Here is a 21,993-nt window from a genome sequence, read left to right on the forward strand (position 1 = left end):
TGTACAACGGTCTGAAAGTGCGGCGCCTTTTAAGTTTTAAAAAAATAGGAGAAACAAATGGATTCTGTAACATCAATCTTTGGTGAAAATGTTTTTAACGAAACAGTAATGAAAGCACGTCTTCCAAAAGAAACTTTCAAACAGCTTATGAAAACTATTGAAGACGGTGAGAAACTTGCCCCGACAGTCGCAAATGTCGTTGCAAACGCAATGAAAGACTGGGCAATCGAAAAGGGTGCAACACACTTCACACACTGGTTCCAGCCGCTCACAGGCACAACAGCCGAAAAGCACGATTCTTTCATCACACCTTCAAGCGAAGGCAAGGTAATCATGGAATTCAGCGGAAAAGAGCTTGTTCAGGGTGAGCCTGACGCTTCTTCATTCCCTTCTGGCGGCATCCGTGCTACATTCGAAGCCCGCGGCTACACTGCATGGGATCCTACATCTTATGCTTTCATTAAAGACGGAGTCCTCTGCATTCCGACAGCCTTCTGTTCATATACAGGTGAGGCTCTTGATAAAAAGACTCCTCTCCTCCGCTCAATGCAGGCAATTTCAAAACAGGCAGTCCGAGTCCTTCATCTTTTCGGAAACCCGGACGTTACTTCTGTAAAAACAACAGTCGGTCCTGAGCAGGAATACTTCCTCGTTGATAAGGCAGTATGGGAAAAACGCGAGGATCTTATTTTCACAGGCCGCACACTTTTCGGCGCAAAATCTCCGAAAGGACAGGAACTTGAAGACCACTACTTCGGTATGATTAAACCACGCGTTCAGGCATTCATGAAAGACTTGAACGAAGAACTCTGGAAGCTTGGAATCCTTGCAAAAACTGAGCACAACGAAGTTGCTCCGGCTCAGCACGAGCTTGCTCCAATCTTCACAACAACAAATATTGCATGTGACCACAACCAGCTCACAATGGAGCTCATGAAAAAAGTGGCCGCAAAGCATGGAATGGTATGTTTGCTTCACGAAAAGCCATTTGCCGGCGTAAACGGAAGCGGTAAACATAATAACTGGTCCATTTCCACAAACACTGGAAAGAACCTTCTTGATCCTGGTGCCACACCTGAAAGCAACGCGCAATTTCTCCTATTCTTGTGTGCTGTAATTAAGGCTGTGGACGAGTATCAAGATCTGCTGAGAATTTCTGTAGCAAGTGCCGGAAACGATCACCGCCTTGGCGCAAATGAGGCACCACCGGCAATCGTTTCAATGTTCCTTGGCGACGAGCTTTCAGAAATTCTCGACTGCCTTGAGCAGGGAAAACCTTACGGAAGCCACGAAAAAGAGAAGATGCAGATTGGCGTCACTGTTTTGCCGGACTTCAACAAGGACACAACAGACCGAAACCGAACTTCACCGTTCGCATTCACAGGAAACAAATTCGAATTCCGTATGCTGGGTTCAAGCGAATCAGTTGCATGTGCAAACGTATTCCTTAACACGGCAGTTGCAGAAGAATTGGCTCAGTTTGCCGATGAACTCGAAAAGTCATCTGACTTCAAGGGCGACTTGCACAAACTCATCCTCAAGACAATCAAAGAGCACAAACGAATCATTTTCAACGGCAACGGCTACGATGATTCTTGGGTAAAAGAAGCAGAAAAACGCGGACTTTTGAACTTGAAGTCAACTCCAGAAGCCCTGGCAAAGATTCTCGACGAAAAGAACGTCAAAGTCTTTGAGAAGCACGGAGTTTACAGCCCGGTTGAGCTTAAGAGCCGCTACGAGATTCACAACGAGAACTATTCAAAAATCATCAATATCGAAGCATTGACGATGATTGATATGGTTAAAAAACTCTATCTCCCAGCCGGAGCAAAATATGCCAAGTTCCTTGCAGACTCAGTTGCTGTCAAAAAATCAATCGGCGGTGCAGATGACTCTTACGAGGCAGACTTGCTCAAAAAAGTCAGCGCACTCACAGGAAAGATTTACAGCGAAGTACAGAAACTTGAAAAAGCAGTCGACGGTGTTTCAAAACTTTCTGCAGCAGGCGAAATCGCCCTCTACTACCGCAAAGAAGTTTTCAGCGTAATGGGAACTTTGCGTGAGGCAGTAGACGAGCTTGAAGGCTTCCTTCCATCTAGCGAATGGCCTGTTCCAAGCTACGGCGAACTCCTCTACAGCGTAAAATAAGTCAGGCTGAAATAAAATAAAAATGCCACAGGTTCAAATTGAATCTGTGGCATTTTTTGTTTAAAAAACGAAATATTATTCGTTTGATTTTGCTTCTTCGGCCTGTTTTTCTGATTCTTCCAGGCGGTTAAGTTTGTTCACCATATCGAAGCCGTCTTTTATGCTTGTATCCTCGATAAAAGTGAGCTTAGGAAACTTATAAATCGTAAGTTTTTTAGCGATTGAAGACTGAATAAAGCCAGCGGCAGAATTCAAGCCCTCAACGCCCTTTTTAACCTGTGATTCATTGAGGAAGCTTGAGACATAGACTTTTGCATAGGCCAAATCCTTAGCAACCTCAACACGATTTATTGAAAGGAAAGTCGAGACCCGCGGGTCCTTGACTTTCTGTAAGCTTATAAGCTTGGAGATTTCATCACGAATCTGCTCTCCAAGCTTGAGCATTCTGAATTCACCCATATTCTACTCCTCGGAAGCAGAGCCTGTGCCTTCTGCGGCAGCCTTAGCAGCAGCTTCTTTCTCTTTTGCGATTGAGTCGCCGAGCTTGCGGGCAATTTCAACATACTCGAATACTTCGAATACGTCGCCTTCCTGGATATCCTGCCAGTTTTCAAGACCGATACCACATTCAAAGCCGTATGTAACTTCTTTTGCATCGTCCTTGAATCGTTTGAGGGAAGTGATTTTGCCAGTGTATTTAACGATTCCATCGCGGATGAGGTTGACAGAGCTTGTTCGCTTAACGACACCTTCCGTAACGTAACAACCGGCGATAACGCCAACTTTTGGAACACGGAATGTGTTGCGGACTTCGACCTGTCCAGTAACTTCTTCTTTTGTATCCGGCTTGAGCATGCCTTCCATTGCAAGGGTGATTTCCTCAACACACTTGTAAATGATGTTGTATTTTCGGATATCGACCTTTTCCTGCTCTGCAAGGAGTTTTGCCTTTGGTGTCGGGCGGACATTGAATCCGATGAGGATTGCGTTTCCGTCTGCTGCAGCCAAAGTAACGTCTGACTCGTTGATTGCACCGGCAGAAGAATGGATTACATTCAAGCGGATTTCCGGAGTTGAGAGCTTTTCAAGGCTTGTTTTAAGAGCCTCGGCAGAACCCTGCAAGTCAGCTTTGATGATGACTTTGAGCTCGTTGATTTCGCTTGCCTGAATTGTTGATACAAGGTTATCAAGATTGACTTTCTTGACTGCCTTTGCAGCCTCAAAGCGCTTGAGTTCCTGTCGTTTTGCAGAAATTGCGCGTGCGTCTTTTTCGGTTTCTGTAACCTGGAAAGGATCACCGGCGTTCGGCATGTCGTCAAGACCAAGAACCTCAACTGGCATACTTGGCAATGCTTCCAGAACCTTTTCGCCGCGGTCATTGAACATGGCACGAACACGGCCTGAGTAAATGCCTGCAACAAAAGGATCACCGATTTTGAGGGTACCGCTCTGAACGACGACAGAAGCAACAACACCGCGTCCCTGATCGATTCGAGACTCGATGACTTTACCTTCTGCACGAGTGTCGTACTGGGCTTTAAGCTCCAGAACCTCTGCCTGCAAGAGAATTGCATCGAGAAGGTCGTCGATTCCCTGACCACGGAGGGCAGAAATCTTAACATACTGAGTGTCACCGCCCCATTCTTCAGGAGTGAGCCCCTGATTTGAGAGCTGGGTCATGACGTTCTCAGGATTTGCGTCCGGTTTATCAATTTTGTTGACTGCAACGATGATAGGAACCTTAGCATCCTTTGCGTGGCTCAGAGCTTCGAGAGTCTGAGGCATAACGCCGTCATCAGCTGCAACAACGAGAACTACGATATCCGTAATCTGAGCACCGCGGGCACGCATCATTGTGAATGCTTCGTGACCTGGTGTATCGAGGAATGTGATTGTTCCCTTTTCTGTATGAACCTGATAAGCACCGATTTTCTGTGTGATGCCGCCGGCCTCGCCTGCGACAACATTTGTCTTTCGGATTGCGTCCAAAGTCTTTGTCTTACCGTGGTCAACGTGACCCATGACGGTAACGATTGGCGGACGAATGCGAAGGTTTTCTTCATCACCGACATCATGCTCGATAACAGTCTCATCATAGAGGGAAACGAGATGTACTTCACAGCCGTATTCATCAGCAAGCAAAGTAGCTGTATCAGAGTCAATTGACTGGTTGATTGTAACCATCATGCCCATACCCATGAGCTTAGCAATGATGTCACCAGCCTTGAGGTTCATCTTCTTTGCAAGGTCAGAAACAGAAATAGTTTCCATGATATCGATTGATTTTGGAACTACGCTCGCCTGAGTTGTCTGCTTCTTCTTGTAAAGTTCTTCCTCGTCAAAAAGCTCTTCTTTATCTTTTCGCTGTCCGTAGACCTGTTTTTTGCCTTTAAACTGCTTTTTGCCTGCCTGTGGAGCCGGCATTGGAGCAGGTGCGAATCCTCCGCGTGGAGCAAATCCGCCGCCCTGTGGACGAGGACCGCCGAATCCAGGACGATTGCCGCCCTGTCCGCCGAAGCCCGGTCTGTTTCCAAATCCAGGTCTTCCCTGTCCGCCCTGGCCGTTAAAGCCGCCGCGGTTGAATCCGCCCTGACCGCCGTTTCGGTTAAAGCCACCCTGGCCGCCGTTACGGTTGAATCCGCCCTGACGGTTATTGTCGCGCTCACGGTTCTGATAGCCCTCGCGAGCCTGTGCGCCAGTGAAACCACCGCTTCGGCCGCCGTTCTGGCCATAGCCGCCACGGTTTCCGTTGTAGCCGTTTCGGTCACGGTTATAGCCGCCCTGTCGTTTGTCAGAAAGATTTCCGGCCTTTACGTTCGGGCGTGCTGAATTGAGTTCAAATGATTTTGCTGGACGAGCAGCCTCAGGTTTTGCAGGTTCGACACGAGGCTTTTCCTGCTGTTCAGAAGGTTTTTGAGCAGGGGAAGGAGCCGGAGTCGGTTTTTTGACGACAACATGGACGCCATTTTTAGCCCGCTCTTCTGAGTTTGAGTCTGGTTTGCCCTCGCTGCCAGCATTCGGTGAAGGATTCTTCTTCTTTATGACAATTTTCTTTTTTGCCGGTAATGAAGAAGATTCGCTTTTTGAATTTTCTGCAGCAGCCTCAGGCTTCTTTTTTCTTAAAACAAATTCTGGTTTTTTTTCAGCTTCTTCCGCCATATTTCTCTATGAACCTCTTACTCTTCGTCCTCTTCAAATTCGAATTCAACGCCACATGATGGACAATGTGTCATGTCAAGCGTGATTTTTGCACCGCACTCTGGGCAGAAGTATTCTTCTTCCTCTTCGGCAGTATTTTCTTCTGTTGGAGCAACCTCAGAAGTTTCTTCTTCCTCTTCTTCGACAAATTCTACCGTGTTATGAACAATCTTGCTTACTTCCTCAAGCTCTTCTGCTGTAACACTTTCAAGACCGTTCAACTCACCATTTTCATATGCAAGGGCGAATTTCTCAATATCCTCATAGCCTGCTTCCTTGAGCTTGGCAGCAACTTCCTGATTGACTCCCGGAAGGTCTGCGATGACAGAAATTTCTTCTGGCTCAGCAGGAGCGGCTGTATTTGTGAACAATTCCTGAGCACGGCGGGTTGTAATCTCTGTGAGATCCATCTCTGCTGCCTGCTCTTCTGTTTTAACGTCAATGCTCCAGTCACACAAGCGGTTTGCAAGGCGGACGTTCTGACCGTTTTTACCGATTGCAACTGAGAACTGCTCGTCGTTAACGATTGCAAGCGCTGTCTTTTTCTCGTCATCGAGGATAACTACGCGGTTAACCTCAGCTGGAGAAAGGGCATTCTTGATGAATACAACCGGGTCGTCTGAATAGCGGAGGACATCAATCTTCTCGCCTTCAAGCTCACGGATAACATTCTGGATTCGCATACCCTTTGGACCGACACATGAGCCGACCGGATCAACATCCTCTTTTGTAGTTGAAACGGCAATCTTTGTGCGGTAGCCTGCATCGCGGACAATTTTTTTGATTTCGACTGTTTTGTCCTGAATCTCAGGAACTTCAAGCTCAAGGATAGACTGAACGAATTTCGGATCTGAACGGCTCAATACAAGCTGCAAACCAGATGAAATTCTCTTCAAGTCAACGATGAAAGCCTTAATTCGGTCGTTTTTGTTGTAAACTTCACGCGGAGACTGATATTTCTTTGGCAAAACGCCCTCAACCTTTCCAAGGTCAACATAGATGTTACCGTTGTACTCGCGCTGGAAATAACCGATGATGATTTCACCGACCTTATCCTTGTATTCGTTATAAAGCTTATCTTTGAATGACTCGTTCAAGCCCTTATGTGTTTCCTGCTTTCCGACAGAAACTGCTGAACGGTCAAATGTTTTTGGATCCACAACGATATCAATTTCATCACCAAGCTCACACTCTGGAGAAAGTTTAAGAGCGTCCTCAAGCTCAATTTCGGTAACCGGGTCATACACGCCGTCAACGATAGTTTTTCGAGAAGCGACGGTAACATCTGACATATCATCAGCGAAAGTAACGATACAGTTATCAGCAGTACCGAAAGTACGCTTGTAAGCTGCACGCAAAGTGTTCTCAATAGTCTGTTTGACTGAATCCAATGAAAAACCTTTTTCCTGAGTCAGTTCACGGATTGCATCTGCCATTTCTGACATATCGAGCCTCCTACTACAAATGAATAAATTTTGCTTTTGCTATATTATCAAAAGAAATGACCTTTGATTCCAAAGTGCCGTCTTCTTTTGTTTCTTCCAATGTAAGTGAATTTGTATCAGCTGCCTTTAAAAGACCGCCTACCCAATCTGTAACAGTTTTATCGTAAACGCGGATTTCACGCCCCAAAAAGAGAGGAAATTCAGCCGCATTACGGATATTGCGCTCCATACCCGGAGATGTAAGCTCCATGTATGTGTTGTCCGTTCCAAGCATTTCTTCGAGGGCCGGAAGCAGGACTTTATGCACGCGGGAACAGTCATTTACGCCGATATTTACGCTGGCATCTGCTCCGGTGATTGTTGCAAGAATCTGAGTGACACCGTTCTGTGGGGAAATCTTAAGTTCAACAAGATGAAAGCCAAGCTCACTCACGATTTTTTCACATTCTGTATAATGGGGATAAGAATCTAAAGCGATGTAATCCATGAGTGCCTCCTTGCACGAACTTGCAAATAAATAAAAATGGACTCGTTTTTGCGAGTCCATTAAAATATTTCTATTAAAATGTTAGGAATATATTAACATTTCTAAGAGATTCTGTCAACACCGGGCCTTATTTTCCGACCTCTTCCGTCTGACCGAATTCACAGATTGCATCATTAATGTTTGCATGCTCAAGAAGCTCAAGATTCTTCCTGACTTTCTTGTAGACCCTGATTTCACCCTTTCCAGTTCCGCCAAGAACCTTCAAAAGGCAGCGCTTTCCCTGGGGCATTTCGTAGTCCCGGACAAACATTTCCTTGCCCCGGCAGTAAATATCGATATCGACTACGTATTTTCCCTTGTGAATGCTTACGCTCCAGTGAACCCTCTCCCCCTCAAGATTGTCACTGAGCTGGGAGCAGTCGTGGATTATCACGTCTTTTTTGAAGATTTTGCGGTTTTCAACGCAATATTTCTCCCCCTCAAGATCGACAACCGAGCACAATTTTCCGTTGAACTCACCTTCAAGGGCAAAGCAGGAATTCATCATCTGCCGGCCAGAAATAATGCTGGTAAGGTTTGACGAAGAAATATGGAAATAAGGAGAATTAAGCCTTTCTCCCCAGCTTTTATCGATGTAGCCGTTTGAAGATTTTGGAAGAACTACAAATTCCTGATTGTCAACATGAATTGAGCCTGAGAAAAGGGTTTTTAAGCCGATTGGAATCCAAAGATAGTTCTTGCGGTCGTATAATGGAGAATTTTCAATTGCCCGCTCGAATTTCAAGTCCCAGTCCATGGAGCCAACGTTGCAAAGAAGCTCCGGTTTAACCCGCAAATCCTGGGCGGTAACAAGAATTGAGCCGGAAAGTCCTTTCGAACTGAAAAGACAGTCCCCTACTTTGAAATTTTCAGTGTTTTTTACATAAGAAAACTGAGATGATGCATAGAATTTATTCATCTGCTTGCCGTCTTCGCCGTAAATCCCTGCCTTTACAAGCACATAGGAAGGCTTTACATCAATCTCATCATTGGCGTGAGAGGCAGATTCCGTTCCCGCAAGGGCATATTGCAAGTCTGCTTCGGATATGGCAAGTCTTGATTTCTGACTGATTACAGCGACTTTAGGAGAAATAGCAGGATTTACAATGTATAATTCTATAAAAAACTTTCTCTCGCGGCCATTCAGCTTGCTCATAGCAGTGAAGACATATCGCCACCGCTCAAAGCCCTCCTGCCTTAACTTTCCACGGAGTATATACTGGTCGAAACGCTTATTAATTTTTGACTTTGCCATATTCTGCCCACCAACATCAGTTTAATATGATTTTAAACTGACTATCTTTTTTATTCTCGACAATTTAAATAATGAACTTTAGCAGGCAGCACCAATCTTTTCATTAATTTATCTGAGGAATTTATTGAGTGTTGAGTCAATATCTTCCTTTTCAAGAGGAAAATTTTCATCAAGATAAGAAAGACACTCCATGCCGGCTGTCTGGACATGCTCAAACCAGATTCTGTAAAGCTCTGGTTCCAGATCCTCGCTTGGAATAGGCGCCCCCTGAATGTCAGAAACTAACTGCCGCATCATCTTTATGCATTTTGCAAACTTTTCGTTTTTCATTTTTGACTCCTTAACTTTTTATGATAAAACAAATCTTAATCTTCACTTAAAATTATAACGACAATGCAATGATTTTTCCAGCAAAACCGCTCTCAGAAATCATTTTTTTGCCGCAAATTATGGCTTTTTTCTTCGATTTTTCCATTTTTTCATCGGAAAGCAAAGAATAAAGCCGCTTAAATGCATTTTTTAAGTCAGAAGATGAGGTATTAAGGATTCCAAGGATTTTTCTCTCCCGGTCTTCATCCGTAATTCCGTAAAGCAGCCTTGTAAGTGCAGATGAACCACGCCCTTTCGGAGACTGAGGCTGGATGAAATGACTGTAGCAGCCCATAACGGCGCAGGTTACGTCCTCATCAGAAAAATCGTATTCGCAGGCTTCCTTTATGCAGTTTTCAAAGACCTGGCAGGAATCAAAAGCGGCCGGGTCACGATAAGTCGCAAAAAGCAGGAGTCCTGACATGGGCTCGGCATTGCAGAATGCACCGTAAGCACCGCCAATAGTGCGGATTTTCTCCCAGAGAAGATTGTTTGAAAGCCAGTGGGTACAGACTTCCTCGGAATAGCTGTTGGCATCCTCGTAGCGGGAAGCCGGAATACACTCAGCCGCATAGCCCACCTGTGAAGAAGTGACAAAGGCCTCGGCATTCGGTATTTTTCCTTCCGTTCCGGCGATTTCCGTAAGGGCAAAGAAGTCAGAGTCTTCGCTTTTCTTAGGATTTTGAGGAGCGCGGAGTTTTAGTTCAGAAGCAAAAGCAGGCAGATGTTCCGCAAGTTTTTTGAAAGAAGATTCTTCGGCCGTAGCGTGAATTATTGCCCCGCCCTCTTTTATCAGCTTAAAAATACGCCGGAATTCTTTAATAGTTGAAGAAACAGGAGTATCAGCAAGTTTTTTCAAAGTGAGGTACTGGGAAATGCCGTTCCAAATTTCATCCACGGCAGTCTTACGGGAATTCTGGCAGAGGATTCGGTTTGAGACAAAAATGTGGCCGTCAGGAACAACAGAAGACTCAAAATCGTTGCGGCTTTCTGTGATGATATCCTGAATCCTCTTTTCATCAGAAAAATCAGTTTCAGAAAGACAGCCCTTGAAGAGAGCCAGAGCGTTTTCAGTCTCTTCCTCAATCATCGACATTCTGAAAATCACCCAGTCACGCTTTACCCAATTGTATTTTCCGGCAAGTTTTTTTGCATTCTCAGTATTGGGACCTTCCATGGTAAGCAGGTTGACGCCGATTCCACCGGTATGAAGGGCTGTTTCTTCGGCGGCGTGGGCCCAGTCAAGCTTGCCCCAGCCACATTCGGTTACACAGTCAGCAAAAGCCGGCAAAAGAGGATAATCAGAAGGAGAAAGAATGTCAGCAGGGAAAGCAAGATCAAAATATATGATGCCGTTCGTGTTCTCAAGATTTTTCAGGAATGGAATTTTAGAGCCGTCAGAACCAGCCACCGAGTCAATTTCAATGTTGGAGCGGTTCATCACAGGCTTTCCCTTGGTGATAAAATCTTCCGGCCGCAGATGAGGCAGGCATGAAGCATCATCTTCTACCTGCTGGAAGGCATGAAGGGAGTCAAGCTCATCCTTAATTTCCTGAACAGACTTATGCTTTAAAAGCTCGGCAATTCTCTCTTTTTCAGCCGCTTCCCTCTTTTCGACATAATTTTTCGACGGGGTTACAACAACAAGAGAGCGGGCCTTGTTTTCGAGGATAAGCTTTTTCAGCAGATTAGGAATGTAGTCCGGGTCACTTTCGATTTTTTTGTGAACCTGCTCCAGATGTGAGCGCATGCGGATCTGATTTTCAAGGCCGTCACCATAAAGCCAGCCGTAAATCGGGCGAGCCATCAGAGAAATCGCAAAAGGTCCGTGACCACGCTTGATTTCGCGGTGGGAGAATTCCAAAGTCGCCAGAGTTGACTCGATATCTTTTTTAGAGATTCCCTTTTCAAGAAGATTTTTCAAGGTTTCAAGAACAAGTTCTTCAACCTTGCGCTCATTGCCCTTTTTAACACCCCGAAGACCGATTGTCAAAACAGTAGTATAAATCGAGCCGAAAAGTCCGTTCTGTGGGGCCAGATCCTCGCCCAGCCCGCTTTCAATCAGGGCTTTTTGAAGGGGTGAACCGTCATGATTGCACAAGATTCCAGTGAGTACGATTTTTTCTGTGGCAGAAAGGGCATTTTCCGAGCGGCCGACCATCCAGTTCACAAGGACGGTATTGCTTTCCTCGCCGTCTCCGCTTGGGCCCTCTGCATACACTTCAATCGGCTCAGAGATTTTCTGGGGAGTAACAAGCTTTATAAAATCATCGATCCGATTTTTTCGGGCAGAATCAGAAAGGTCTATATCCGGGAATTTCTTTTCAAGGCGGGTAAGAAAATTTTCCTGCAGGAAATCAAGCTGCTCAGTCGTCGGAATATTTCCGTGCAAAAAGACAAAGCAATTGTCCGGCCGGTACCAGGTTTTATGGAAATCAAGGAATTCCTCGTATGTAACAGTCGGAATTTCAAGTGGGTCACCGCCAGAATCCTTTTCGTAAATTGAACCTTTTAAAAGACTGGCAAGAGAAATATCAGCCGCAACGGACTCAAAAGAAGAATAACTCCCCTTCATCTCATTGTAAACTACACCCTGAATCGAAGGATTTCCGTTTTCGTCGATTTCAAGGCGGTGGGCTTCCTGCATGAAGATTTCTTTATTGAGCCGTGGAAAGAAAACCGCATCTCCATAAACCGACATAAGGTTAAAATAATCGGCCTTTGCGATTGAACTTGCCGGATAAACTGTCTTGTCAGAATATGTCATTGCATTGAGGTAAGTTTTTACGCTCTGGTTTGACATAATGACAAAGGGGTCCTTTAGCGGATATTTTTCGGAACCGCAAAGAACTGAGTGTTCGATTATGTGGGCAAGTCCGTTTGCCTTTGTGTTTGGCGTTCGGAAAGCAAAAGCAAAAAGATTTTCAGGATCATCATTCAGAAGATGAAAGACTTCGAGGCCAGTCTTGGTGTGGCGCAGATGAAAAGCCGTGGAATGATAATCTGGAATTTCAAAAACATTTAAAACATTAAAAGATTTATAGGAATCACCTTTTTTAAGAAGCTCAGACATAAAGTTCGTCATCCCTGCCTTTTATATACAAATTTCCTTCTTCATAAGCACGCCTGAGCGTAGAAAAGAATTGCGAAGTGGCCTTTTCACAGTCACTCTTTCGCATCGGATATAGGAATTTCTCAGTTTCGAGAATTGATTTTCTTCGGTTTTCAGAAACGTTGTCCAGGATTTTATTTCGGAAATCTTCTGCCTTTGTGGCAATGAGATAAGCGATTTCTTCCTCATCCATGTCACGCAGCTTGTCCTGAATAAAGCGGTCGTCTGCATTGATGATATCCTCGGTCGTAAAAAGCCGCTCGCGCAAGTCTTCGCCAAGTTCAGAATCAGCTTCAGCAAGATTCGCAAGTATTCCTTCTTCAGCTTCCGGTGACATTCTCTTAAGAATCTGGGCAAGAATATTTTTTCCGTCGATTGAATCAGATTTTGAAGTCGCAAGATGATTCATCTTTTCCTGCATTGCCTTGTCTACCCGCTGAACGATTTCCGGTGAAATTTTTGAAAGGCGGGCAAGACGCATTACGACATCTTTTTTGTCCTCTGTCTCCATGCCGTTAATGACCTGGGCAGAAACCTTGGGATTCAAATAAGAAAGGACCAGAGCCTTTACAGCGTTGGACTCATCTTTTAAAAGAAGGGAAACCCGCTCGCTGTCGGTCTCAGCAAGATATTCAAAGGGCTTGCCGGAAATTTGGGTCGCAGTTTTTTCAAGAATTACCCCGGCCTTGTGGGTGCCGAAAGCCTTTTCAAGAATCGTGCGGGCCGTGTCTATTCCGCCCTCTTCCCTGGCCTGTTTTACAAGCCCCTGAAATTCCTCAAGAATTGCCTTAGCCTCTTCCGGCTCAACATATCGGATTGACGCGATTTCAGGAATGATTTTTTCCGTCTGCTCATCAGTAAGATGCGGAAGGATTTTTGCCGCCTCGTCCACTCCAATCAGCATGAGGAATTTTGCAACGCGGCGATAAATATTTTCCTTACCATCCTTTTCGCGGGGCTGCTCCGGAACTTTAATCAAACCGCCGGAAGTAAGGGCCTTTGCCGCTATTCGTGCAGTTTCGTTTCCCTGGAAATCCTTGTCGCTCAGCTGAGGGAAAAATCTTTTGTCAAAGATTTCGTTCATTGTTTTATGATGATTAGAAGCAGTGGAAGATTTGATTTCAGAAGAAAAAGATGATTTAACAAATCCCTGCTTTTCGCCTTCATTTTTTTGCGTTGAAATTTTCTCAAAAACAGGAGTAAAAACTTTCTTTTCGGGGTTATTTTCGGAAGATTCATTTTTTGCCGTATTTTTATAGGCATTGATTCCAAAATTACTTAGATTCATAAAAAGATTATAACATCTTTCAGTATAAATTAGAATAAAAAATGATTAAAAATTCGATAAATGAAATTAAAGACAGTCTCCGAGCATAAAAAAAACCCGCCGAATTCAGCGGGCTTTCACAGTAGAACTGTTTATTAACGACTACCAGTCATCGTTCATGTCGTCTTCGTCGCGGTTCTCGAGATCATAAAGATCTGTTACAGCGCGAAGGTCGTCGAGGTACATGTAGTATGTGCCGCGAGCGAGCATTGGGTTACAGTCAACACGGAAACCAACAATGCGAAGACCTGGTTTTACACCATGGTAAGCAGAAGACTGGATAATTCCATGCTCTCCATCCGGAGTTGGAGGAACTGCTACAGACATCTTTTTCCAACCAGAGAATCCGAGTGAACCGAGGTACAACTCGAAGTTGTTGCCGTTGTAGTCCTGAACGAGGACATACATCTCATGGTTCATGTTTCGGCCAGCAACCCACAAAGAAATTGTCTTTGTAACACCCTCGATTGGAATTGGGCGAGCTGATTTGATGAAGAATGAGTTTACACCACGATGGAAGAACTCAACTTTGATACCGAGAACTTTTGAGTCCTCAGCATCTTCTTCGCCTTTGAGAGGCTCTTTTGCAAGAGGGTTTCCTTCAAAAAGACGAGCATTAATTACACCGTTATCCGGAGAAATGTGAGCATTCCAGCTGCCTTCCAATTCATAGCGGTCAACTGATACTTCACGGAGAGCCTGGCGGGCAGAATCATTACCCATTACTGTTGGATCTGGTGAAGCAAGGCTCTCGTTGTCGTTCTGACGATTGTTATCCTGTGCAAAAACTGCTGCAGAAAGTGCCAATGCAATGGCAACTGTAAGTAACTTTTTCATTATTTAGCTTCTCCTTGTGATGATGTGCTTCCGCTTGAGCCAGAATCACCGAAATCAACGTTCTTGAGCTCATATCCATCGAATACATTGCTCAAAGCATTTGTAGAGAACTTGAGCTGATCGAAGAAGATATTGAAGTCATCAACATATTCATCTGGATCTGTGCGAACTCGGAATCCAACGAATGTCATTGTTGTAGGACCTGAGCGCAAGCGTGAATGCTGTCGAACATGAGAAGGAATTGGAACGATTACATTTCGCCATCCGTTGAAAGCAAGATTGCCGGCTGGAAGTGTATAAACACGACCGTCTGCATCGCGAACGAGAATATCAATGAAATAAAGGTAATTTGCGCCCCAAACCCAGAAATCAACCTGAGTAACTGTACCTACGAAAGGAATCTCATATGGCTTGCCTTCATTCTCAGGATAAACCTCGAACCAGTTCTCACCTTTGCGAAGATAGCTGGTTTTTACACCGAGAACTTTTGGCTGATCTCCTTCTTTATTGAACAATCTGAGGGAATTTGGCTGACCATCAAAATACTCAAGCTTTGGGAAACCCTTTTCTTTATCAATATAATGGCTCGCCTGAACTGCCCATGTCCAGTTGTGAGACTCAGTGCTGTTGACCGATTTTCCAGGTACCTGATAATCTTGAGAACCTACGTTATCAAAATTATCAATGATTCTTGTTTCTACGGCCTTTGAGCTAGGTTGTGCAACTGCCGGAACTGTCAAGGCAAGCATGAATGCAAAACCAGTAAAGACTACTACGCCCTTTTTCATTCAAAAACTCCTTTTTATTTATTCGTGCGTTCTTTATTGAAAGAAACCCATATCTTGAATATCGGCATAACTTTCTAAAACCCACACAAAATCATTAGTAATTATATTTCTAACACACATCTTTGTCAAATAATTTGAAAGACTATTTTTAATTTTTTATCTTCCCTGCATTTTATCCCCGAAAAAAAATATTTTTTAGACAAAAGCGACATGTTCTTGATTTTCTCGCGTTTTAAACATATTATATTCCATACAGTTTGTAATTAATCCATTGGATTTTAGGAGTTTTTATGACTAGCTACAAAGAACTTGGCTTGGTGAACACAAAAGATATGTTCGCAAAAGCAATGAAAGGCGGATATGCTATCCCAGCATTCAACTTCAACAATATGGAGCAGATGCAGGCTATCATCATGGCTTGTGTTGAGGTTAAATCACCTGTAATTCTTCAGGTATCAAAAGGCGCTCGCGCTTACGCAAACGCTAACATCCTCCGCAACATGGCTCGCGGCGCTGTTGAGTACGCTCACGAACTTGGATGCGATATTCCAATCGTTCTTCACCTTGACCACGGTCCAAACTTTGAAGTTGCTAAAGACTGTATCGACAACGGTTTCTCTTCAGTAATGATTGATGGTTCTGCCCTTCCATACGATGAGAACGTTGCACTCACAAAAAAAGTAGTTGAATACGCTCACGCTCACGACGTAACAGTTGAGGCAGAGCTTGGCGTTCTCGGTGGCGTTGAGGATGACGTTGCTGCAGAAGAGTCAAAATACACAAAACCAGAGGAAGTTGTTGACTTCACATCAAAAACAGGATGTGACTCACTCGCAATTTCTATCGGTACATCACACGGACGCTGTAAGTTCACACCAGCGCAGTGTACACGCACTCCTGACGGCGTTCTCATTCCACCACCATTGGCATTCGACGTTCTCGAAGCAATCGAAAAACAGCTTCCTGGATTCCCAATCGTTCTCCATGGTTCTTCATCAGTTCCAGTAGAGTACGTAAAAATCATCGAGCAGTTCGGTGGAAAAATCCCTGACTCAGTTGGTATCCCAGAGGAACAGCTCCGCAAGGCTGCAAAATCAGCAGTTTGCAAAATCAACATCGACTCAGACGGCCGCCTCGCTATGACAGCAGCTATCCGCAAGCACTTTGCAGAGCACCCAGGCGACTTCGACCCACGCCAGTACCTCACACCAGCTCGCGAAGAGCTCAAAAAGATGTACATGCACAAATGTGTTGAAGTTCTCGGTTCAGCAGGACACGCATTGGACTAGTCATAAACCGCAATAAATAATTGCAATGACGAAAATGCCCGGTAAACAGAAGAAATTCTGAATTACCGGGCATTTTTTTTGTAATTTTCTGACTTTTTGCCATTTGCATTGCTGGAACGCTCGCGCTATTATCGTCTGTACGTTTGAGAATATCTGCATCGAGTACGGCTAAGTCAAACTACACAAAGGAACTTGAAGACTATGTAATTGACGCCCGCCATAATGTCAATGGAGATTTCAGTATATGACATGGGAACGACAGAGGGCTTATGATTTTGACGCAGGTAAAGAAGCAGCTTCCATCGAAAATGCGAAGAACTTGCTAAAACTTGGTGTAGCGCCAGAAACAATTGCGGAAGGTTGCTCTCTGCCGCTGGAGCAGGTGCTGGCAATTAAGGAAGAATTGAAATCAGAAAGCTTGAAATTCCGGTTGCCAGATAAGTTTTTACTTTTGCTTTACCTCGCTCATTGAAGATGTTCCGTCAGCGAAGTGTGCAATAACCACATAACAGTCGCCTTCGTCAATTTCGTTTACAGGTATTTTGTATTTTTTTGCAGCATGATCAGTGCTATCAAATGACATTACTTTTTCGCCTATGTGACGACGGTTTCTTTGCCATTTGTTTATGTCCCATGACTTACATTCTTCGTAAGAGTATTTTGTTGTGAGTGTCTGAACAAAAACAGGAGCATCAGAAGAAATTGCCACGGAATCTTTTGATGAACCGTTTGCTAGAATAAGGTCGTAGTTCCCAGTGTTTTGAACATATTTGTTGTCAGTACCTTTGTAATAGTAATAATATCTTGGAATCGAAAAATCATAACGACCGTGATCAGTTCCATATGAAGCTTGATAGAAGCCATAGCATACCATCATATAAAATCCCTGTGCCTCACAGTTTTGCAACGGCATATATGCAGAATATTGAGTTGAATAATAACCTTTTAAGTCACCTACTTTCTTTTGCTCCCATGTACCTATTCCATCACTATCAGAATCTTCAAAACTATATAAATAATACTGCCAGCGATACGCCTGTGAATAACTCGTATTTGGATATGACATCTCCATATAAAGAATATCAAACCTTGTAATCTCTGGCGGAACTTCCATAAATGCATATCTACCAGGTGAATGGCTGTTTTCGTTTCCAGCTTTATCAACGACTTTTAGTTCATACGAAACATTATCATCCAAATCCCATCTTGGCAAATATACATAATGAGTTGATGCGTCATAAAGGCTCGAGTCGAGTTCATAACTGCTTTCTGCAGAATTATTCTGTAAAATACATTTTTTTACTCCCGATTCATAATCTTTAACCGAATATCCAAAAAGCATGTAATCAAAAATTTCTGTAGAAGTTCCAAATTTATTTTTAATCACATTAAAGTAATCATAATTATCTGGGCCTCCAACAGAATCTAGAAAGACAGGTTTACTATTGTCATATAGATCTGAATTCGGAACTGTTATTGGCAGTTTAGTTCTTGGAGAAATTTTTCCGTCCTTTTCACCAGTAATCGTTTTTGCTGCGTATGAATCGATTTTAGCAGGATCATAAAGATATCTTGTAAGCACTTCGTATGAACAAGAATATGTTCCAGATTCAAAGAATAAATTATCATCTATGTATATTAAATCATATTTATTCCATGAATCATAATCAATATGAACTGTTATTTTTACATAGTCATCTCTTGACTTACTATATTCAATATACTTAATTCCAACAGGCTCTAATTCAGAATCTGTAAGCTCGGACTTAAAGTTTATTCCCTTACTGTTTAATCCGTATGAATTGGACCGTGTACTTTTTGTGATATGAACCTGATAATCTATATGTTCAAATTCACATGGAATATATGAATCAGAGTAAGCTGAATCCCGGTCATTATCGTTATAATTGTATAGAAGCCTAAAATGATATTTATCTGTTTCAGAAGAATTTTTTAGGTAGTCATGTGAAAAAGTAAAGTCTACATAGCCGCTATATGGTGCTCCGTTATAATAATACGGAGTAATACTAAGCAAAACGGGTGTCGGTGGGAATGTAAATTTTTTAGCAGAAACATTTCCAATGTCATCTGTTACTTTTACAGTAAAACTCTTATTTGAGACATCTTCAATATTTTCAAGCACAAGACTCCATTTATAGTCTATTCTATCAGATTTATAATAATTATCATAATATTGGAAAGAATCGTTAAAATCAAAATCTACAACTCGTTCAGTTCCTTCATCATCAATATATTCACAGTTTACGGTAAGTTTAGATGAATCTATTTCGCAGTTTCTATAAACAATTTTCTTTAAATTTATCCATCGCCCATATGGGGCATCATTCACAAAAGGATGTCCTATCTGTGTAAACCAAATTGTCGTAAGGTCATTAGTCGTATTCTCAACATTCAAATCTGTCAAATCAATATAGCTGTCTTTTATCGCTATTACAGTCTGATTCTCACTTTCATCCGTATTTCCACAGGCATCAGCAACATTAACTGTTAAAAGAATTGCACCGTCATCAGACTGAATATCGTACTTAATTCTAAAATCTGTATATCCAGTTCCATCATTTACAAACTGGGCATCGTGAGAATCAGCGGAATAAGGAACTGCATCAGATACGTCTTCATTTACGACACTACCCTTCTTATCATTTGTTCTCTGCTCGGTAATATTTACAAATTTAACACCACTCTCCTCGTCAAAATAGCGTCCGTAAATATATACAGTTCCCTGGGTTCTGTTCTGCAATATTTGATCATCTGAGAATGAATTCAGACTGTCTAATGAGAATTTTTCAGTATCCTTAATTCCAGAAACCTTTGATATTTCAGAATATTTGGTGGTTGCAAAGAAGTCATATTTTTTTGGTGCCGTGTTCTCCACTTCTGGCTTATAGCGCACTTTGAAAGTTGACTTTGAATTCTGTACAAGAGGAAGATTTGAAACTTTTACGCCATCGCCAAAACTTACGCTAATATCTATGTAAGCCATGTTTTTTGCGAAATTTTTGAGGTCATTTGCTTTTGGTACGAGTGTAAGGATTTTTCCTGCAGAATCAAAAGAAGGAGTTTCAAAATATTCACTCATATCCTTATTGTTTTTAGCAGAATCAGTATAAAGAATTAAAAGATTATCCAAAACATTCTGTTTATTCATCGGCATATTGAACGTCACTTTGACTGGAGTATTTGCCGTATGAGTTCCTTCGCCAGGCGAAACAGAAAGAACAGCAGGCTTCAAACTTATACTTGCCGCAATCGTAACATAAGAAACCGGTTTGTAAATATAAAGTTTCGTTGAAAGAGCTTTTCTATCAGCAATTTTTAAGTCAGTGTCATAAACATCCGAACCATAAATTTCCCAGCCATTGAACTGATATCCATCATAGATGGAAAGTTCCAAATCAAGAACAGAACCTATGTCATAGTCTATATTTCTATCTAAGTAAACCGATTCCTGATTTATAAAGATTTTGCCGCCATTTTCTGATGAAAGACTATACTTAATTCCTGATTTCGCTGTTGTTTCAGAAGTTATTTCATAATTAAAAACATAATCTTCCTGCATATAGGCTTTTTCAGTACCGTCATTGTAGTAAAATGAAGCTGGAATAGTTACGGTAACTGTTTTTTTATCAGAAGCTGATAGATCAAGATACTTTGTGTTTTTAAGGATAATTGTTTTATCACTCAAAGTTCGGCTTTCATTATCAAAGAATGAATCAACATTATATCCGTCCATTGTTACCTTAATTTTATCGAGCAGCGCCTCACATTCTGAAGCGAGCGGCTTGTTGAAGGTAATCGTAATGTCTGAGTCTTTTGGATTTGTCTTTTCGGCAGGTGTCGTTGATGCGACTTTAAGGCTTTCGCTTGCCTTTGCCGTAACCGTTATGCCCTGCACCGCTTCATTGACGATGAGTTTTGTTGAGAGGGATTTCTTATCGAGAATCTTGATTTTATCCTCGCCTACTTCAGTGTTTCCTAGAGTTACGCTCCAGCCGTTGAACTGCCAGCCCTGGGCAAGTTCGAAGGAAATCGGAACTTCCTGCCCTACTGAATATTTGTTTGCTGAGCCTGCAGCCGGTGTCAGGGAACCGGAATTCTTTGCCGCTGCGAAAGTGACTTCGGCCTTGTCGATGGTGGTTTCGTCAATCGTATAGTTGAAGGTCTTTCCGATTCCGCCGTAGGTGACTTTTGTGCCGTCATCAAGAATATAATAAAAATCAGTCGGTACCGTTACTGAAATTTTCTTTGTCTGACCAGAAGCTACGTCCAGCATGTTTGACTTATCGGCCGCAAAGGTTACGGTATTTCCGCTGATGACAGGCTCAAGGAAGCTTGCATGGACAGGAGAGCCGCCGAGTGTAATCATGATGTTTTCAAGCTGGGCAAGTCCTTCCTCGTCATCCGGCAGGTTCTGGTCAAATGTTATAATTATAGAAGAGTTTTTGCTTACGCTTGGATTGAGGCTGTCATTTATCGGAGAAAAGGCTGAAACCCTCAGTCTTGGTGCACATAGGGCCTTAATCTGGGTTGGTTCGGTAGAGCCTGTTTTTTCGAGGACTGTCGCCGTGGTCGAATTGCTCTTTTGATCTGCAACATAAATAATTGATTTGTCGTAGTCCCATCTTACAAACTGATAGTCCGCATTTTCAGTGAAGGAAAGGTTGATTTTCTGACCGATGCTGTAATCCTTGGTGCCGGAAAGATGGAGGGAGCCTTCTGCCACCTCGCATGAGATGTTGACCGTGGCCTTTTCGTCAGTTGCCTCGGTAATCTGGTATCTCCATGTCTTTTCTGCGCTCATGCTTACGCCATTCTGGTCACAAATTCCTGTTGAAAGAGTTACAATGACTGCTTTCTTTTCGACTCCGCTTTCAAATTCAATGGGCTTTGACTTGTTCACGGAAACCGTAAGAAGGTTATCCTCGAGGACCGGCTGGTTGAAATGCTCGGCAAGGGAAATTCCGTCCGCATTCGTAATTGAAATGTTCTTGAGGAAGGTCTGGTTTTCATAGACATAGGCCCAGATTTCTTCTGTTTCTTCGCCTGTCTCTGAATCAGTCTTTTTGCTTGCTATGGTTTCAGCCCCGTCCGGGATTTCGCCCTTGCTGAAAATAAAGCTTTTTGGATCCGGCTTTTTTGAGAATTGCACGGTGATTGAGCGGTCACGGCTTACGCCATTGGCCTCGTATTTCGGGTTTGGCTCGCCCACTACGGCTATTCGGTCAGAGCATAATGGCAGGATGCGCACGTCGTCTGAATCAATGTTGACGGTTGCCATGGTTTTTGGGGATGCCTCATTGTCAAAGACAACGCCCTCTATTTCCTTTTTGGAATCTTCGTTTGAGACTGCAATCCACTTTACAAAACTGTAGCCGGATGCTTCGGTAAAGCTGACTTCAAAGGGATAGCCCTGCTTTACGGTGTACTTGCCGTCAGGAATCGAGGCTCCTGTTCCTACTTCAGGGGAAATGATTATTGAAAGTGACTTTGCCTTTGCGTAGGCAATGTCTTTATCGAGCTGTTCCTTAAAGTCGCCGTTGTCAAGGAAGTTTTCACACGATACAAAAGAGAAGAAAGTACCCCCCCCCAGTATAGTAAAACAAAGAAGTGATTTGAAAGTTCGTAAAATTTTTTTAGTGATGCAAGACTTTTTCATATTTTGGGATTCCTCTATTCTT

General features: G+C 43.1%; 14 protein-coding genes. 3 read left to right on the forward strand and 11 right to left on the reverse strand.

The window, feature by feature from the left end; translation table 11 throughout:
• Positions 1-57: 57 nt before the first annotated feature.
• Positions 58-2,148 carry a glutamine synthetase III family protein gene (locus HNP76_RS04160; protein ID WP_184657788.1) on the forward strand — a complete coding sequence of 697 codons (2,091 nt, stop codon included), beginning with the start codon at positions 58-60 and terminating at the stop codon, positions 2,146-2,148.
• A gap of 75 nt (positions 2,149-2,223) precedes the next feature.
• Here the strand turns inward: HNP76_RS04160 and rbfA are convergent, their stop codons facing one another.
• The 10 genes from rbfA to HNP76_RS04210 all read right to left on the reverse strand — a co-directional run bounded on the left by rbfA (position 2,224) and on the right by HNP76_RS04210 (position 15,005).
• Positions 2,224-2,607 carry a 30S ribosome-binding factor RbfA gene (gene rbfA / locus HNP76_RS04165; protein ID WP_184657790.1) on the reverse strand — a complete coding sequence of 128 codons (384 nt, stop codon included), beginning with the start codon at positions 2,605-2,607 and terminating at the stop codon, positions 2,224-2,226.
• Between the two features lie 3 nt (positions 2,608-2,610).
• Positions 2,611-5,307 (reverse strand): translation initiation factor IF-2, encoded by a 2,697-nt coding sequence (infB, locus tag HNP76_RS04170; RefSeq protein ID WP_184657792.1) that lies wholly within the window; start codon positions 5,305-5,307, stop codon positions 2,611-2,613.
• 17 nt (positions 5,308-5,324) lie between these two features.
• Positions 5,325-6,791 carry a transcription termination factor NusA gene (nusA, locus tag HNP76_RS04175; protein WP_184657794.1) on the reverse strand — a complete coding sequence of 489 codons (1,467 nt, stop codon included), beginning with the start codon at positions 6,789-6,791 and terminating at the stop codon, positions 5,325-5,327.
• Between the two features lie 13 nt (positions 6,792-6,804).
• Positions 6,805-7,278, reverse strand: a complete 474-nt coding sequence (locus HNP76_RS04180) for an LSm family protein (protein WP_184657796.1) — start codon at positions 7,276-7,278, stop codon at positions 6,805-6,807.
• Positions 7,279-7,405: 127 nt separating this feature from the next.
• On the reverse strand, positions 7,406-8,572 hold the full coding sequence (locus tag HNP76_RS04185; protein ID WP_184657798.1) for a hypothetical protein: 1,167 nt from the start codon (positions 8,570-8,572) through the stop codon (positions 7,406-7,408).
• A gap of 108 nt (positions 8,573-8,680) precedes the next feature.
• Positions 8,681-8,902 (reverse strand): hypothetical protein, encoded by a 222-nt coding sequence (locus tag HNP76_RS04190; protein ID WP_184657800.1) that lies wholly within the window; start codon positions 8,900-8,902, stop codon positions 8,681-8,683.
• 52 nt (positions 8,903-8,954) lie between these two features.
• Positions 8,955-12,014, reverse strand: coding sequence for an insulinase family protein (locus tag HNP76_RS04195; RefSeq protein ID WP_184657802.1), 3,060 nt, complete (start codon positions 12,012-12,014; stop codon positions 8,955-8,957).
• Complete coding sequence (locus HNP76_RS04200) at positions 12,007-13,341, reverse strand: flagellar motor switch protein FliG (RefSeq protein WP_184657804.1); 1,335 nt, start codon at positions 13,339-13,341, stop codon at positions 12,007-12,009. The genes HNP76_RS04195 and HNP76_RS04200 overlap by 8 nt, the downstream gene beginning before the upstream one ends.
• A gap of 141 nt (positions 13,342-13,482) precedes the next feature.
• Positions 13,483-14,217, reverse strand: a complete 735-nt coding sequence (locus HNP76_RS04205; protein WP_184657806.1) for a flagellar filament outer layer protein FlaA — start codon at positions 14,215-14,217, stop codon at positions 13,483-13,485.
• Entirely contained in the window at positions 14,217-15,005 is a 789-nt protein-coding gene (locus HNP76_RS04210; protein WP_184657808.1) for a flagellar filament outer layer protein FlaA, read from the reverse strand. Before HNP76_RS04210 ends, HNP76_RS04205 begins: the two co-directional genes overlap by 1 nt.
• A gap of 290 nt (positions 15,006-15,295) precedes the next feature.
• Between HNP76_RS04210 and HNP76_RS04215 the strand changes: the two genes are divergently transcribed.
• Together HNP76_RS04215 and HNP76_RS04220 are read left to right on the forward strand one after the other, a co-directional pair.
• Positions 15,296-16,294, forward strand: a complete 999-nt coding sequence (locus tag HNP76_RS04215) for a class II fructose-bisphosphate aldolase (RefSeq protein ID WP_184657809.1) — start codon at positions 15,296-15,298, stop codon at positions 16,292-16,294.
• Between the two features lie 244 nt (positions 16,295-16,538).
• Positions 16,539-16,766, forward strand: a complete 228-nt coding sequence (locus tag HNP76_RS04220; protein WP_184657811.1) for a hypothetical protein — start codon at positions 16,539-16,541, stop codon at positions 16,764-16,766.
• Here the strand turns inward: HNP76_RS04220 and HNP76_RS04225 are convergent.
• Positions 16,740-21,971 carry an Ig-like domain-containing domain gene (locus tag HNP76_RS04225; RefSeq protein WP_184657813.1) on the reverse strand — a complete coding sequence of 1,744 codons (5,232 nt, stop codon included), beginning with the start codon at positions 21,969-21,971 and terminating at the stop codon, positions 16,740-16,742. The two genes, HNP76_RS04220 and HNP76_RS04225, sit on opposite strands and share 27 nt — an antisense overlap.
• Positions 21,972-21,993 lie beyond the last annotated feature (22 nt).

Source organism: Treponema ruminis (genome assembly GCF_014201975.1).
In the GTDB taxonomy this organism is placed as follows: domain Bacteria; phylum Spirochaetota; class Spirochaetia; order Treponematales; family Treponemataceae; genus Treponema_D; species Treponema_D ruminis.

Bases quoted from the DNA above. Each gene is read 5' to 3' on its own strand.
- HNP76_RS04160 (WP_184657788.1), top strand. From the start codon at position 58: ATGGATTCTGTAACATCAATCTTTGGTGAAAATGTTTTTAACGAAACA.
- rbfA (WP_184657790.1), bottom strand. From the start codon at position 2,607: ATGGGTGAATTCAGAATGCTCAAGCTTGGAGAGCAGATTCGTGATGAA.
- infB (WP_184657792.1), bottom strand. From the start codon at position 5,307: ATGGCGGAAGAAGCTGAAAAAAAACCAGAATTTGTTTTAAGAAAAAAG.
- nusA (WP_184657794.1), bottom strand. From the start codon at position 6,791: ATGTCAGAAATGGCAGATGCAATCCGTGAACTGACTCAGGAAAAAGGT.
- HNP76_RS04180 (WP_184657796.1), bottom strand. From the start codon at position 7,278: ATGGATTACATCGCTTTAGATTCTTATCCCCATTATACAGAATGTGAA.
- HNP76_RS04185 (WP_184657798.1), bottom strand. From the start codon at position 8,572: ATGGCAAAGTCAAAAATTAATAAGCGTTTCGACCAGTATATACTCCGT.
- HNP76_RS04190 (WP_184657800.1), bottom strand. From the start codon at position 8,902: ATGAAAAACGAAAAGTTTGCAAAATGCATAAAGATGATGCGGCAGTTA.
- HNP76_RS04195 (WP_184657802.1), bottom strand. From the start codon at position 12,014: ATGTCTGAGCTTCTTAAAAAAGGTGATTCCTATAAATCTTTTAATGTT.
- HNP76_RS04200 (WP_184657804.1), bottom strand. From the start codon at position 13,341: ATGAATCTAAGTAATTTTGGAATCAATGCCTATAAAAATACGGCAAAA.
- HNP76_RS04205 (WP_184657806.1), bottom strand. From the start codon at position 14,217: ATGAAAAAGTTACTTACAGTTGCCATTGCATTGGCACTTTCTGCAGCA.
- HNP76_RS04210 (WP_184657808.1), bottom strand. From the start codon at position 15,005: ATGAAAAAGGGCGTAGTAGTCTTTACTGGTTTTGCATTCATGCTTGCC.
- HNP76_RS04215 (WP_184657809.1), top strand. From the start codon at position 15,296: ATGACTAGCTACAAAGAACTTGGCTTGGTGAACACAAAAGATATGTTC.
- HNP76_RS04220 (WP_184657811.1), top strand. From the start codon at position 16,539: ATGACATGGGAACGACAGAGGGCTTATGATTTTGACGCAGGTAAAGAA.
- HNP76_RS04225 (WP_184657813.1), bottom strand. From the start codon at position 21,971: ATGAAAAAGTCTTGCATCACTAAAAAAATTTTACGAACTTTCAAATCA.